This is a genomic window from Plesiocystis pacifica SIR-1, assembly GCF_000170895.1.
In the GTDB taxonomy this organism is placed as follows: Bacteria; Myxococcota_A; Polyangia; order Nannocystales; family Nannocystaceae; genus Plesiocystis; species Plesiocystis pacifica.
In genome coordinates this window covers 67739-82303 of record NZ_ABCS01000039.1, presented here as the reverse complement: position 1 = coordinate 82303, position 14565 = coordinate 67739, and the positions used below count along the sequence as shown (strand labels likewise).

Annotated in this window: 10 protein-coding genes; 6 read left to right on the top strand and 4 right to left on the bottom strand. The window is 71.8% G+C overall.

Features of this window, described 5'->3' with window-relative positions; translation table 11 throughout:
• Positions 1–43: 43 nt before the first annotated feature.
• On the top strand, positions 44–6862 hold the full coding sequence (locus PPSIR1_RS20380; RefSeq protein ID WP_232296514.1) for a hypothetical protein: 6819 nt from the start codon (positions 44–46) through the stop codon (positions 6860–6862).
• Positions 6863–6985: 123 nt separating this feature from the next.
• Positions 6986–7879 (top strand): hypothetical protein, encoded by an 894-nt coding sequence (locus tag PPSIR1_RS20375; protein WP_006973027.1) that lies wholly within the window; start codon positions 6986–6988, stop codon positions 7877–7879.
• On the opposite strand, the gene PPSIR1_RS20370 is transcribed toward PPSIR1_RS20375, so the two are convergent.
• Positions 7871–8275 carry a hypothetical protein gene (locus tag PPSIR1_RS20370; protein ID WP_006973026.1) on the bottom strand — a complete coding sequence of 135 codons (405 nt, stop codon included), beginning with the start codon at positions 8273–8275 and terminating at the stop codon, positions 7871–7873. The genes PPSIR1_RS20375 and PPSIR1_RS20370 overlap by 9 nt on opposite strands.
• Positions 8276–8521: 246 nt before the next feature.
• Here PPSIR1_RS20370 and PPSIR1_RS20365 point away from each other — a divergent pair, with 246 nt between their 5' ends.
• The 4 genes from PPSIR1_RS20365 (at position 8522) to mxcH (ending at position 13423) form a co-directional block, all read left to right on the top strand.
• Positions 8522–9634 carry a hypothetical protein gene (locus tag PPSIR1_RS20365; protein ID WP_006973025.1) on the top strand — a complete coding sequence of 371 codons (1113 nt, stop codon included), beginning with the start codon at positions 8522–8524 and terminating at the stop codon, positions 9632–9634.
• Between the two features lie 10 nt (positions 9635–9644).
• Positions 9645–10268 carry a hypothetical protein gene (locus PPSIR1_RS20360; protein WP_006973024.1) on the top strand — a complete coding sequence of 208 codons (624 nt, stop codon included), beginning with the start codon at positions 9645–9647 and terminating at the stop codon, positions 10266–10268.
• 292 nt (positions 10269–10560) lie between these two features.
• Positions 10561–11175, top strand: a complete 615-nt coding sequence (locus tag PPSIR1_RS20355) for a phospholipid scramblase-related protein (protein WP_006973023.1) — start codon at positions 10561–10563, stop codon at positions 11173–11175.
• Positions 11176–11302: 127 nt separating this feature from the next.
• Positions 11303–13423 (top strand): TonB-dependent siderophore myxochelin receptor MxcH, encoded by a 2121-nt coding sequence (gene mxcH / locus PPSIR1_RS20350; protein ID WP_006973022.1) that lies wholly within the window; start codon positions 11303–11305, stop codon positions 13421–13423.
• Here the strand turns inward: mxcH and PPSIR1_RS20345 are convergent.
• From PPSIR1_RS20345 to PPSIR1_RS20335, 3 genes are read right to left on the bottom strand one after another with little or no spacing between them, the layout of a single operon-like run.
• Positions 13401–13787: a S26 family signal peptidase gene (locus PPSIR1_RS20345; RefSeq protein WP_086001528.1), complete on the bottom strand. Its 387-nt coding sequence runs from the start codon at positions 13785–13787 to the stop codon at positions 13401–13403. The genes mxcH and PPSIR1_RS20345 overlap by 23 nt on opposite strands.
• Positions 13784–14254, bottom strand: a complete 471-nt coding sequence (gene sodN, locus PPSIR1_RS20340) for a superoxide dismutase, Ni (protein WP_006973020.1) — start codon at positions 14252–14254, stop codon at positions 13784–13786. The genes PPSIR1_RS20345 and sodN overlap by 4 nt, the downstream gene beginning before the upstream one ends.
• A gap of 17 nt (positions 14255–14271) precedes the next feature.
• Positions 14272–14463, bottom strand: coding sequence for a hypothetical protein (locus PPSIR1_RS20335; protein ID WP_006973019.1), 192 nt, complete (start codon positions 14461–14463; stop codon positions 14272–14274).
• Between the last annotated feature and the right edge of the window lie 102 nt (positions 14464–14565).

The window sequence follows — 14565 nt, the reverse complement described above, 5'->3', positions numbered from 1 at the left end:
CCTGCTCGAGCGCGCCCTGCTGATCCAGCCCGGCGAGCTGAGCGTGCTCGAGCGCCTGCGCGAGCTGGCGATCGCGGCCGACGACCCCGAGGCCCAGCTGCGCGCCATCGAGGCCCTGCTCGAGCAGCCGGCCCGCAGCGCCCCCGAGTCCCGGACCGAGCTCTTGCTCGAGGCCGGCCGCGCCCACACCCTGCTCGGCCACCGCGAGGGCACCCCCGGCGAGCCCGCGCCCGAGCGCGTCGAGCTGGCGATCCGCGCCTTCGAGCGGGCCGCCGCCGCTGCCCCGCCCCACTCCGCCGTGCACCGCGAGGTCGCGGCGGCGTGGCTGGCCCTGGTCGAGACCGGCGTCGACCCGCTGACCACGGACATCGACACCCTCGACGCCGGCGTGCCCGCGGCCCTGCGCCCGGAGATGCGCCAGCGCCGGGAGCTCGCCTGGGAGCGCGAGGCCCAGGCCCGGGCCCAGCTGCGCGCCGCCTTTGACGGGCGGCTCGGCGCCATGGAGATGCGCCTCGAGGCCAGCATCCTCGCCATCGCCCTCGGGCGCGGCGACGAGGGCCTGAGCCTGGTCGAGTCCGCGCTCCTCGACCACCCCGACGACGCCCTGCTGATGTCCGCGCTCAAGGACCTGTGCGTGGCCACCGGGGAGCAGACCCGCTACGCCGACGCCCTCGACAGCGCGATCGCGGCGCTCTCGCAGCCGACGGACGCGGCCGAGACGAGCACCGCTCGCACCGCCAGCCGCGATCGCCTCGCGGCCGAGCTCGCGTTCACGGCCGTCGAGCTCGGCGACGCCGAGCGCCTGCTCGCCCAGCTCGATCGCATGAGCCCCCAGCGCGCGGCCTCGCCCGAGCTCCTCGACCTGCGCGAGTGGGCGATCCGCAAGCTCGGCCTGGTCGAGGACGAGCTGTCGGAGATCGACGAGGAGCTCCTCGCCGCCCGGGCCTCCGACGAGACCGAGGCCCTCGTGTCCCGGCTGCTGCGCATGCTCGAGCACGACTTCCAGGCCACCGGTCGGCGCCTGGGCATGCTGGCCGAGCGCGCCCCGGCGGTCACCGCCCTCAACCTCCGCAACGCCGCCTTGCAGCTCCTCGACAGCGCCCCCTCCGACTACTTCGACGTGGTCCTCGGCGTGGTCGAGCAGGCCCTCGTCGACGCCGACGCGGCCCGCGAACAACGAGACGGCGACGTCCTGCCCGTCGCCCACATCCCGCCGGCCTTCGCCCCGCGCTGGACCGCCCTCGAGACCACCGCGATGTACCGCGGCGACCCCGGGCACCTCGCCCTGCTGCTCGAGCTGGGCATGCGCGCCGTCGCCCTGGGCCTCGACGAGATCGCTCCGGAGGTCGAGTCGCTCCGCGACCGCGCCCTGGTCGAGCACCCCGCGAGCCCCGAGCTGCACGCGCTGATCCTCGGCCACGTCGAGGTCGAGCTCGCGGGCGTCGACCGCGAGGCCCGGCTGATCCACGCCGACACCACCCTCGAGCAGCTCGCCGCGCGCCTCGAGCAGCGCCATCACCTCCCGCCCAACCGCCGCGCCATGCTGTGGGTCGGCTTCGGCCAGCTCTTCGAGCGCCGGGACGCCGCCGCCTTGCTGGCCCGCCGCGCCCGGGTCCAGTGGAGCGAGGACGCCGAGTTCGCCGTGCTCGTCGACGCCCTCGAGGACGCCAAGCACTGGACCCGCGCCCTCGAGCTGCTCGAGCTGCGGGTCACCATGGACACCGACGACGCCCGCCGCGTCGCCGACCTCAAGCACCTCGCGCACCTGTGCGCCGACATCCTCGGCGACCCGGACGCGGCCATCGGTCACCTCGAGCGGGCCCTCGAGCTCGCCCCCGAGGACCCAGACCTGATGCTCCCGCTCCTCGACCACTACTACGCCAAGCCGCAGCTCGACCGGGCCATCGAGCTGAGCCTCTCGGTGCTCGAGCTCGTGCCCATGGGCGCCGTGGCCTTCGCCGCCCTGGGCCACCGAGCCGCCGACGCGGCCCTGGCCACGGGCGAGCACGACCTGGCCGAGAAGCTCCTGCGCAAGATCCTGGGCCGGGTCCCCGACGAGGCCCGGACCCGCGACCGCCTGCGCGAGCTCGAGCAGCTCGCCGGCGACCCCGAGCACCGCGTGCGCATGCTGGCCGCCATCGCCAACCGCACGGCCGGCAGCGCCCGGGTCGAGGCCCTCGAAGAGCGCGCCCGCCTGTTGACCGAGCCCCTCGGTCGGCTGGAAGAGGCCATCGCCGACCTCGAGGCCGTCAACGAGGAGGCCCCGGGGCGCGCCGGCGCGGTCGCGGCCCTGGCCGAGCTCTACGAGCAGCGCCAGCGCTGGACCGCCCTGGTCGAGCTGCTCGAGCGCGAGTACCCCCGCCAGCAGGGCCTCGACCGCGTGCTCACCCTCGAGCGCATCGCGGCCATCTTGCGCGACCGCGTCGACGCCCTGCCCCGGGCCGAGAGCTCCCTGCGCCTGGCCCTCGACAACCTCGACAGCCTGAGCGAGCGCCAGCTCCAGGCCCAGCTCAGCGAGCGCCCCGACCTGCTCGAGGAGCTGTCGACGGTGCTTTTGCTGGCCGACGGCGGGGCGGCGTCGGAGCTCTCGGAGATGTCCGAGGCGACCGAGCTCGACACCGACGCGCTGTTCGACGCGATCGTCGAGAGCGACGAGCCCGAGCCTGAGCCAGCCGCCTCCGAGAGCGGCACCCTGCCCCTCGTCCCGCCGCCGCCGCCCACGAGCCTCGGCACCCACGCCGTGTCCCTCGAGCTGGCCCAGCGCGCGAGCTACCGCCTCAGCGATCGCCTGCAGCTGGCCCTCGCCGACGTGCTTGAGCGCCGCGGTCGCTACAGCGCCCTGATCGCCCACCTCGACGGCGAGCTGACGGCCGAGCTGCGCGGCCTCGCCGATCCCCGGCGCCGCTTCCCCGGCCTGCCCAACGCCGAGAACCCCCGCCTGCACCTGCTCCAGCGCCTCGCCCAGGCCCTGGGCGAGCACGGCGACGACGGCGAGCGCACGGCCCGGGTCTACGTCCTGCTCGAGCAGCTCGACGCCCTGCCCGACGCCGGCCTTGCGACCCTGGCCCGCTGGTACCGCAGCCAGCAGCGCTACGACGACCTGGTCCGCATCCTCACGGTGCGCTCGCGCAAGCTCGCCCAGCTCGGCGACTTCGACCGCAAGGCCGAGGCCGACTTCCGCATCGGCGAGCTGCTCGAGGGCCCCCTGCGCCGGCCCCACGAGGCGGCCCGCTTCTTCCTCGACGCCTACCTGGCCAACCCCCTCGAGAACCCCCGCGCGGGCGGCCGCGCCCGGGTCCTGCTCGCGGGCACGGACTCGGTCATCAACGTCCGCAACCGCCTGCTGCTGCGCCTGCCCGAGCTGCGCGAGGACTACAAGCCCTCGCTCCTGGCCCTGCTCGCCGACCTGCTCTCGCCCCACGACGACCACGAGCTCGAGGCCGAGCGGCGCTACCGGGAGGCCCTCGAGATCGACGGCGAGCTGGCCAACGCCCTCGAGGGTCTGGGCCGCCTGCTCGCCCGCCAGGGCCGGCTCGAGGACGCCGTCGAGCCCCTGTCCAAGGCCGCGACCAGCCCCCAGCTGCCCGACGACCGGGCGGCCGACGACGCGGCCTCGGCCGCCCGCGCGCTCATCGAGCTCGAGCGCGAGCCAGAGGCCGAGGCCGTGCTCCGCCTCGCCCTCGAGCGCGCCCCCGAGTCCCAGCGCGCGCTGTTCGAGCTCGCCCGGCTCTACGATCGGATGGACCGCGGCGAGGATCAGAGCGCCGTCCTCGACCGCCTCGCCGCCCTGCCGCTGTCGAGCAGCATGCGCGCCGAGGTCGGCTACCGCCAGGCCATGGTCCTGGCCGCGGACTTCCGCGAGGACCCGATGTCCGAGGCCGGCGAGCGGGCCCGGGCGCTCTTGCTCGAGGCGATCGGCGCGGACGCCATGCACGCCCAGGCCCGGCAGATGCTCCTCGACCTCGCGACCGCGCGCAGCGAGTGGTCGATCGTCGCGCACATGTACTTCCTGGCCATCCGCGAGCTGCCCCCGGGGCCGCGCCGGGCCCTGACCCACCTCGACCTGGCCGAGACCTACCTCGACCGGCTCAGCGACGCCCAGAGCGCCCTACGCAACCTCGCCGCGGCGATCCAGCAGGCCGCCACCGACGTCGTCGTGGTCAACCGCGCCATCGCCATCGTCGGCCGCCTGCCCGCGCCGGGCGAGGCCGCGACCCGCCTCGAGCAGCTCGCCCGCAGCCCCGGGCGCCCCGAAGAAAAGATCGAGGACGCCGCCCGGGCCCGGCTGTTGCTCATCGCCGCCGAGCTGCACCTGCGCAACGACACCCTGCCCCCGGCCATCGCCGCGGCCAAGGCCGCGACCGCCTACGACGACGTGCCCCCGGAGCTGCGCGCCCACGTCGCCTCGCGCTACCAGCAGATCGTCGAGATTGATCAGGGCGAGTTCGATCTTCGCAAGCGCCGCAAGGCGCTGCGCGCCGAGTTCGAGGCCAGCGAGGACCCCACCGAGCGCCTCGAACTGCTCGGCCGGCTGCGGGACATCGCGCGCACCCTCGACGAGCGCGAGGCCGTCGAGCAGCTGACCAAGGACCAGCTCGAGCTCGCCCACGAGCTCCTCGACGACGACGTGCCCGAGCACCGCACCCCGGCCCTGGCCGTGCTCCGCAACGTGTTCGCCGAGTCCGGCGACTACGGGCGCATCGTCAACCTCTACGAGGACCTGGCCGCGCGCACGGGCAACTCCGAGGAGGCCGCGAGCCTGCTCAGCGCCGCGGCCCGGTTCGCGTGGTCGGGCCTGCGCGACCCCAAGCTCGCCGTCGCCGTGGTCCGCCGGGCCCTCGACCGCGACCCGACCCACGCCCCCGCCACCAAGCTGCTCGGCGACATCGCCGGGGCCAGCGACGAGCGCGAGGTCGACCAGACCATCTGCGACGAGCTCAGCCAGCTGTCCCCGCGCCAGCGCCCGCCGCTGCTGACCCTGCGCCTGGCCGAGGCCGCGCTCCGCCTCGAGCGGCGCGAGCAGGCCCAGGGCGTGCTCCGCCAGCTGCTCGCGGGCGAGGCCCCCGTGGACCTGCGCCTGTCCGCGCTCAACCTCCTCGACGGCCTGCTCGAGGCCGCCGGGCGCACCCACGACCGCATCCCCCTGCTCGAGGAGCGCCTGGAGCTGTGCCGGCGCCACTGGCCCGACCGCGCCGCCGACGTGGCCCTCGAGCTCGCCCGGGCCCAGCGCGCCGTCGGCAACCTCGTCGACGCCCGGGCGACCTGCCGGACCGCGCTGCTCGACAAGCCCTCGGACCAGGGCCTGACCCGCCTCTACGCCGAGCTGCTCGAGCAGGCCGAGGACTGGGGCGCCCTCGCCCGCGCCCTCGAGCAGCTCGCCAACCTGACCATCGAGACCACCGAGCAGGCCCACTGGCTGACCCGCGCGGCCCAGGTCCACCTCGACCACGGCGACGCGACCCAAGGTGGTGGGGGCAGCAGCGGGAGCAGCGCGAGCGCGGGCAAGGACTCCATGCTCGCCGCCCGCCGCTTGCTCGAGCGCGCCCGGGCCGTGTCGACGACCAGCACCGAGGCCCGGTCCGTGCTCTTGCCGCTGGTGTTCACCCACAACGACCACGACCGCGTGCTCGAGCTCGCCATCGAGCTGCGCTCGATCGCCGGGGACACCCACGAGGCCCTGCTCTACGCCGCCTTGACCGAGGCCGTGCTCCGCGGCAAGCGGACCCTGGCCCGCTCGATCGGCGACCGCCACGAGCGCGACGTCCGGCAGCGCGTGCTGTGGCCGGCCACGGCCCAGCTCCTCGACGGCATCGCCCGCGAGGGCCCCCTGCCCCGCCTCGACGCCCTGCTCAGCGCCGCCGCGGCCCTGTGCGGCGGCACCGAAGAGCTGCTCGACGAGCTCGGGGCCTGGGCCGCGGGCCAGCCCGTGCAGGCCGGCCTCGCCCTGGGTCTGGCGCGCCTCAACGAGGCCTTTCGGCGCATGGCCCTGGCCCGCAACCTCTACCAGATCGCCGCCTACATGGCGCCGAGCGGCCCCGTGCCCGTGCTGACCACGCGCCTGCCCGCGAGCGAGCTGCCCCGCGAGCCCATCCACGAGCCGGCCTGGATCCCCCTCGAGTGGCGCGGGGCCCTGCGCGACGTCCTGCTCCAGCTGCGCCCGCAGCTCAGCGGCATCCGCGGGCGCCTGGGCAACGCGCGGGCGGCCCGGACCGCCAAGGAGCGCAGCGCCGTGCAGCAGGGCACGCGCATCGTGACCCCGTGGCGCAAGGCCCTGGCCCTCGACATCCACGTCGCCGTGACCGAGGACAGCCTCCCGGGCGGGGTCGGCATCCGCAACCTCTCGCGCCCGACCATCGTGCTCAACGAGGACTTCATCGACGTCCCCGAGCCCGAGCGTCGCTACCGCATGGCCTACGCCGCCGCCGCCCTGGCCACGGGGTTGGCGATCACCTTCGACAACTTCCCGATCCCCCTGCCCGACCTCCTCGACGCGCTCACGGCCCTGGTCAAGCCGCGCCACGAGCCGCAGTCGGACACCGCCAAGGGCCTCGTCGACACCCTCGCGTCCCGGGGCCTGACCGCCTCCAAGCTCGACGCCGAGCTGCGCCGGGCCCTGTCCCGGGAGCTCGACCACTGGCACGGCGCCCCCGACAAGCTCGCCCGCGTGCTGCACCGCTCGTGCATGCTCATCGCCACGCGCCTGTCCGGGGCCATCGACGGCGCGCTGATGACCATGGCCCGGGACCGCAGCACCCAGTCTGGGAACGAGGCCGACCCCAGCGATCCGACGGTGCTGCACACCGCCGACGCGGCCTGGCTGCTCCGCGCCCTCGGGGTGTTCGGCGGCGGCAGCCTGGGCTGACCCGGCTGACCACGCCGCTGCCGGCCTCGACAACGAAGTTGGCGCCCCCGCGACGGCCAAGGCTCGAAGACCCGCTCAAAAACCCGCGCGACAGCCCGAGCGTCCCCCTGGCACCATGCGTGCATGGTCTGGTCCATCGATATGCGTCGCGTCGCCGTGCTCCCCCTCGCCGCCCTGGCCCTCCTCGCCGCGCCCCGAGCCGCGCAAGCCTGCTCGTGCAGCGAGATCATCAACATCTACCCCGCCGACACGGTCGCGCCGACCAACACCAAGGTCTGGATCCTCAACGGCGCCTTCTTCTTCGAGTCCTGGTCCGCGTACTGCGGCGACGTCCCCCTGCCCGCCCTCGTCGGCCCCGACGGCGAGGTCCCCTACGACCACCAGGCCTTCCAAAACAGCGCCGTGATCACGCCCCTCGCCCCCCTGGAGGCCGACGCCAGCTACACCTTCCAGCTCAACTGCCCCGAGCTCTACTTCGACGTGACCACCAGCTTCACCGTCGGCGAGGGGCCCGACACCGACGCCCCCCCGCCCGTCGTCGCGACCCGCGGGGAGGAGTTCCACCACGATGATCTGGGCAGCTGCGGCGCGGACCACTACGTCGAGTACGCCGTCGAGCACGACGGCCTGTTCACGATCATCGACGTGCACGCCGACGGCGTCGTCGACCTCGACGCCGAGGCGCCCGCGCCCCTCGCCGACGCCTCGACCATCGACTACATCGACTACGAGACCACCGACGTGAGCGTCGGCAACCAGACCTGCCGGACGAGCTGGCCCGAGGCCAACTACGGGGAGAGCGCGGACGTCCGCTTTGCGACCGTCGACCTGGCCGGCAACTTCTCGGGCTGGAGCGCGATCGAGCGCGTCGAGCTGGAGCCCCTCGACGACCCGAACGTCCGAGGTTGTGCGGTGACCCGGGGCGGGGATCGTGGGGCCCCTCTCTGGGGCGGCCTGGCGCTCTTGGCCCTGCTCGGTCTCCGGCGACGGCGGCTCGCCGCGGCGGGCTCACCCTGACGCGGCCCCGTCCAGCGCGGCCCAGCTGTCCTCGAGGTCCCCGAACTCGCACAAGCTCCGCGCGGCCGCGCACGTGGGCCCCGGGATCGTCGCGACCTCGTAGCGGCACTGATCCACCTCCTCCGGGCTCTCCGCCGCGCACGCCGAGATCGCGCAGCCCGCGAGCACCTCGAGCGAGAAGGGGATGTCCATGCTGACGTTCGGGAAGCACTCCGGCTCGGGTCCGCAGTGGGCGAGCTCGAGCAGCGCGGCCTGGCACGCCTCGATGTCTGCGCGGACCCGCTCGGCGTAGGGGTCGGGCTCCGGCTCCTCGTCGCAAGCCGGCCCGAGGCAGGCCAGCGCGATGAGGGCCGCACGGGCCCGGGGAAAGGTGAGGCTGTTCGCTAGGGCTGGCATGCTTGGTCTTCATCTTCGAGCGCGCTGCTCCACTCGAGGCTATCGAGGAGCGCGACCGCGAGGGGATCGAGCCTACGAGCCAGCGCGGCCCAACTCGTGGTGCGACAGAGCCGCACATCTATAAACAAACCTTGCCATGCGAGATCCCCGCACGGCGCCCTGCACGCCTTTGGGGAGTTGCCTCACACACCCCTTGACGAATATCTTTGACCTGATAGACCACTCAATCAAAGGCGCTCAGATCGCATGAAACGCGTTATTATCCTCATCCCGGTCCTGACCCTCGGCCTCTCGGGCGCAGCTTGCGGCGACGATGTAGAGGACCCCAACAGCATCGATCCCGAGGTCAATCCTTGGACAGACTATGACATCCCTCCTCCAGAGGGCGGACTCGTCGGGGGCACCTTCGTCTACCCGGAGAAGGTCTGCTTCCCGGCCGAGGACTTCCCCGACCTGCCAGCGGACGCGACCCTCGAAGACGGGCAGCTGTGCGTGTGGGACCTGTTCGCGGGCTCCGTGCCCGAGGGCATGATGTTCAACGACGTGCTCAGCTGCGAGACGCCCTTCACCCAGGGCCCGTCGTGGTTCGCCAAGCCGACCCGCAAGTACGAGTCGCCCATGGAGCTGCTCGACGACCCCGAGTACGTCGTCGAGCTCGAGTGGGTCGAGGAGCAGATCGAGGCCTCGGGCTGCGGCTGCTGCCACGGCTCGGATCTCCAGAGCGGCAACACCTCGGGCTTCGACGTGTCGGCGCCCGCGGTGTGGACCGACACCATGACCAACGCGCAGCTGGCCATGGGCGCGGGCATGTTCGAAGACCACAAGTGGTTCGGCAAGCTCGACCCCGCCGACAACCACGGCTACGACCGCACCGAGACCCTGTTCCCGACCACCGACCCCGAGCGCATGCGGGAGTTCTTCACCCGCGAGTTCGAGCGCCGGGGCGGCGGCGAGGAGGACATGGTCGAGGGCCAGGCGCAGTTCGACGCTCTGTTCGGTGGCCTGTTCAAGGAGCCCAACGAGTGCATCTCGCCCTTCGAGGGCATCGAGGACGGCAAGATCGTGTGGAACGGCGACGCCCTGCGCCAAATCTACGTCCTCGAGGAAGACTCGCTCACGCCCGGCTTCCCCCTGAGCCTCGACCGCCCCGAGGGCACGGTGTGGGCGCTCTACGTCAACACCGAGGCCGAGCCCATCGAGTCCGGCGCCGTCGCCATCGGTGAGATCCCCGAGGGCGCCCGCCAGGCCGTGCCCGAGACCGCCGACGCCCCCGAGCTCGTGCCCGGGACCACCTACCGCCTGTTCGGCTCCACGGACTTCATGGGCCGCCGCATCCTCAACTGCACCTTCACCTACTGAGCGCAGCGCCATGATCACCGACACCAAGCATCACCCCATCCTCGGCTTCGGCCTAGCCCTCGGCCTGGTCTTCGCCGGCCCCCTGGGCTGCGACTCCAGCGAGGATCAAGACGACATGGTCGGCGACTCGGACACCGGCGACGAGGCCGAGGACGACGGCGACGAGGCCGAGGACGTCGGCGAGGACGCCGAGACCTCGGAGGACGGCGAGGACACCGAGACCACCGGCGAGAACGGTCCCTTCGAGGGCCCCAGCGCCATGGACGACCCGATCTGCGACGAGATGTTCTCCCTGTGCGGCGACATCCTGATCCCGAGCACCTTCGAGGGCGAGACCCGCTCCCTCGCCGTCGCGCTCTACACCACCATCCCCCCGGCTGGCCCCCCTGACGCCATCCTGGCCGAGATCGACGCCCCGGATCTGAGCCCCAACCAGCGCTACCCGCTGGTCATCACGCCCTTCTTGCAGACCGGCGAGTACTACATCTGGCTCAACCTCTACATGGAGGACGGCGGCACCTTCGTGCCCCTCGAGGGCATCGACTACACCGGCGCGACCCCGGAGCCGATGACCTTCGACAACAGCCCGGCCTACTTCGGCGAGATCCTCCTCGAGCTCGCCGAAGGCTTCTAGCAGTCGCCCACCCCGGCCGCGCCGGGACCCATGATCCAGGAAAGCGTCGTCCACGGACTCAGCTGGCGTTGAACCCGTGGGCGGCTGCCTTTCTCGGTAGGGCATCGGGTCGCCCCCGCGAGCGGGGGCGTGGATCCGTTGACAGTCTCTGAGCCCTACCGAGCGATGCCCTGTCAGCCCTCGGAGCCCTCGGAGCCCTCGGCTTCGGGGGCTTTCGTGCGCAGGGGCGTCTGCCCGTGCTCGGCGTCGATGGGCCGCCCGAGGGTCTCGCCCGCGCTGATATCCTCGGGCCATGAGCCTGCCCGCGGTGATTCGCTCGGACTCCCTCGTCGTCCGCCAAAAGAAAGAGCTGACGGAGATGTTCACCGACCTCGAGTCGCGCAACAACTACGCCATCGAGTCGCCCACCGGCGGGACCATGCTCTACGCCGCCGAGTCCGGGAAGGACGGCGTCATGGGTTTTTTGGTCCGCTCGGCCCTCAAGTCCTCCCGCCCCTTCAAGATCTCAATCCGAGACGCGCGCGGCGCCTCGGTGCTCGAGCTCGACCGTCCGTGGCGATGGTTCCTGGCCCGTCTCGACGTGTTCGACGGCAAGGGCGTCGCCCAGGGCGCGATCCAGCAGCGCTGGTCCCTGCTCGCCAAGCGCTTTTCCATCCTCGACGCGAGCGGCAAGGAGGTCGCCCAGCTCCACGGCCCCATGCTCCGCCCGTGGACCTTCAAGGTCATGGCCGGGGGCAGCGAGGTCGGGAAGATCAGCAAGCAGTGGGGAGGCCTGCTGCGCGAGGCGATGACCGACGCCGACACCTTCGGCGTCGAGTTTGGTCCGGCGATGACGCCCCAGCTGCGCACGCTGACCCTCGCGGCGACCTTCCTGATCGACTTTTGCTACTTCGAGGACAACGGCTGAGGGCTTCGCGCCGTTGAAATCAGATCTCAACGCCCACTGAGTGACAACGTTATGAGTCACTGAGACCTAACTCGCGCTGCCACCAATTGAAAATTAAAGTCAAGTTCATGAGACTCCGGGCTCGACCATGCTCGTCGCCCCGCTCGCACTCGCGCTCTTTGGGCCGCCCCCGACCGACGCCCCCGACACCCGCGAAGACCAGGACGTCGAGGAGATCGTCGTCGAGCGCCAGGACGAGGGCGAGCGCCTCGCCCAGTCCGCCGAAGCCGTCCAGGTCATCGACACCGAGACCGCCAAGCGCGAGGCCGCCGACCTCGGTGAGGTGCTCGCGCGCTCCCAGGGCGTGGCGATCCGTCGCGGCGGCGGGCTGGGCTCGAGCACGCGCTTGTCGCTCAACGGGCTCACCGGCGACCAGGTCCGCCTGTTCCTCGACGGCGTCCCCCTCGGCTTCTCGGGCTTCCCCGCCGGGGTCGGCCTCGCCAACGTGCCCGTCAACCTCGTCGACCGCGTCGACGTCTACCGCGGCGTGGTCCCGATCCGCTACGGCTCCGACGCCCTCGGCGGCGCGGTCAACCTGGCCAGCCGTCCGCCCGGCCCGGGGACCCACGGCGCGGTGTCTTACCAGGGCGGCTCCTTCCAGACCCACCGCCTGACCGGCTCGCTGCAGAGCCGCCTCGACCCCATCGGCCTGTTCGCCCGGGTCTCGGGCTTCTTCGACACGACCGCCAACGACTACCCCATCGACGTCGAGGTCGCGGACATGCAGGGCCAGCTCAGCCCGGCCCGGATCTACCGCTTCCACGACGGCTACCTCGCCGGCGGCGGCCGCCTCGAGCTCGGGGCCGTGGACGTGCGCTGGGCCGACCGCTTCATCGTCCGCGGCTTCGGGACCTACGCCCGCAAGGACATCCAGCACAACGTCGTGATGACCGTGCCCTACGGCGAGGTCGAGACCGAGCACCTGACGACGGGGGCCAACCTCGAGTACCGCAAGGCCTTCGCCCGCCACGTCGACTTCGACGCCGTCGCCGGCTACAGCTGGGCCAAGACCGACTTTAGCGACATGGGCGAGTGCGTCTACGACTGGTTCGGCCAGTGCATCCTCGACCGCCCCCAGCCCGGCGAGATCGGCATCGGCCCCGTCGACCAGGCGATCTGGGAGCACACCGCCTACCTGCGCGCCAACGTCGAGTGGCAGCCCTTCGCCGCCCACGGCTTCGGCCTCTCGGTCGCGCCGACCTTCGTGACCCGGGGCGGCGAGGACCGGACCCTCGACGACCCCGAGGCCCGGGACCCGCTGACCTTCCAGCGCGACCTGAGCACCGTGGTCTCGGGCCTGGCCTACACCCTCACGGTCCTCGACGAGCGCCTCGAGAACGTGGCCTTCGGCAAGAACTACGTCCAGCTCGCGCGCAGCGAAGAGGAGCTGCCCGGCGGCGACCCGCGCCAGCGCGACCGCGACACGGTCCGCTTCGGCTTCGGCGACACCCTGCGCTACCGCTTCGCGCCGTGGATCTGGGCCAAGGCCTCCTACGAGTGGGCGACCCGCATGCCCCGGCCCGACGAGATCTTTGGCAACGGCACGCGCATCGTCGCCAACCTCGAGCTCGAGCCCGAGACCAGCCACAACGCCAACCTCGGCCTGAGCCTCGACAAGGCCGACACCAAAGCCGGCGGCTGGCGCCTCGACCTCAACGGCTTTTGGCGCGAGGCTGATCGGCTCATCGTGCTGCTCGGCAACGACCAGGTCTTCAGCTATCAAAACGTGTTCAAAGCCCGCTCCGTGGGCGTCGAGGCCGGCGCGGGCTGGACCTCGCCGGGGGACTACCTCGCCCTCGACGGCAACCTCACCTACCAGGACTTCCGCAACGTCTCGAGCGAGGGGGCGTTCGGGGACTTCGAGGGTGACCGGATCCCCAACCGGCCTTACCTGTTCGCCAACGGCAGCGCGCGCCTGCAGTTCTCGAGCCTCGCCACCCAGCGGGATCAGCTGTCCTTCACCTGGACCTCCCGCTACGTGCACGAGTTTTTCCGCGGCTGGGAGAGCGTCGGGCTCGTGGCCTTCAAGCAGACCGTGGACGCGCAGCTGCTCCACGGCCTGTCCATGACCTACCTGATCTACGGCGACCGCTTCGCGCTGAGCTTCACCGGCGAGGTCCAAAACCTCACCGATCGCACGGCCTTCGACTACTTCGGCGTCCAGCGGCCCGGTCGAGCCGTCTACTTCAAGACGACCCTGGAATTTTGAGGCCCTCGCTCGACCACACACCGACCACGCGGCCGCGCAGGTGGGTCAGGCGCAGCGAGCCGAACTGCCGACTGTCGCGGCCCTGGGTCGGGTCGTCGCTGCTCACGGAGAAGCTCGCCTCGCCGTGAGAGCGGACCCGCTTGACCATGTCGCGCGTCGGCTCTTGGGGATCTTGGATGAGCACGAGGGAGCCGAGCTCGGGCAGACCGCTGACCTGCGTGTCGATCCACAGCACGTCGCCGGCCACGAGGGTCGGCTCCATGCTCTCACCATGCACGACGCGGAGCGTGCGAGCCCCCCGAAGGAGTGCCCACAGCTCCGCGCCAAGGACCCTACAGGAGGGCCGTCGCGGGTCTGGGTTCATCCGCCAGCGAGGACCCAGGCGACCTCCCGGCCCTTGGTGGCCCAGAAGACGTCGTGGATCTCTTTGATGGCGTCCATCAGCTCGTCAGCGTGCTGCGCGCTGACCTCGACCTTGCAGGCCGAGCACAGCTTCGCCGCCTTCCAAAACAGCTCGTGGATGTTGGGGTTCTTCTCGAGGTGCGGAGGCTTGAAGTAGTCGGTCCACAGGATCAGCAGCTCGCGCTTGGTGTGCTCGGCCTGCTCCTCCTTGATGGCCACGTAGCGGCTGAGGGTGTTGTGGTAGCGCGCGACCGCCTCGGCGTCGGTGGGATCCGGGGGCGTGAGCGCCAGGATCTTCTTGGTCATCGAACGGACGGCCTCGCCGGTGATGCGAGCCGCGGCGGGGTCGTAGATGCCGCAGGGGCCGTCACAGTGGGCCTCGGCGCGGGGGGCAGCGTCCAGGATGGATTTCTTGATTCGATCAAACATGCGTCGACTCCGGTGGTTCAGGCGTCTTTGCGCTGGCCAATGGCCTGGCGGGCGGGGGTAAAGGCGAAGGCGAAGGCGGTGATGATGATCATCGCCACGCCGATCTCGAGAGCATGGTGGCTCCAGCCAGAGCCAGCGGCGTGCCCTTCGTGGGCCCAGGCGATGCTCGGGATCAGAGTGAGGAGGAGAGCGGTGGTCAGCGTTCGCATCAGGAGGAGATTCCTTCGGTCGAGCGCGCAGTATATCGAAGCTGGGTCCAGAAAGGTCGCTCGTTCGCTCGCGGCCGAGGGGCGCGACCCACCTACCTGGAC

Bases quoted from the DNA above. Each gene is read 5' to 3' on its own strand.
- PPSIR1_RS20345 (WP_086001528.1), bottom strand. From the start codon at position 13,787: ATGAACCCAGACCCGCGACGGCCCTCCTGTAGGGTCCTTGGCGCGGAG.
- PPSIR1_RS20365 (WP_006973025.1), top strand. From the start codon at position 8,522: ATGAAACGCGTTATTATCCTCATCCCGGTCCTGACCCTCGGCCTCTCG.
- PPSIR1_RS20370 (WP_006973026.1), bottom strand. From the start codon at position 8,275: ATGCCAGCCCTAGCGAACAGCCTCACCTTTCCCCGGGCCCGTGCGGCC.
- PPSIR1_RS20335 (WP_006973019.1), bottom strand. From the start codon at position 14,463: ATGCGAACGCTGACCACCGCTCTCCTCCTCACTCTGATCCCGAGCATC.
- sodN (WP_006973020.1), bottom strand. From the start codon at position 14,254: ATGTTTGATCGAATCAAGAAATCCATCCTGGACGCTGCCCCCCGCGCC.
- PPSIR1_RS20375 (WP_006973027.1), top strand. From the start codon at position 6,986: ATGGTCTGGTCCATCGATATGCGTCGCGTCGCCGTGCTCCCCCTCGCC.
- PPSIR1_RS20360 (WP_006973024.1), top strand. From the start codon at position 9,645: ATGATCACCGACACCAAGCATCACCCCATCCTCGGCTTCGGCCTAGCC.
- mxcH (WP_006973022.1), top strand. From the start codon at position 11,303: ATGCTCGTCGCCCCGCTCGCACTCGCGCTCTTTGGGCCGCCCCCGACC.
- PPSIR1_RS20355 (WP_006973023.1), top strand. From the start codon at position 10,561: ATGAGCCTGCCCGCGGTGATTCGCTCGGACTCCCTCGTCGTCCGCCAA.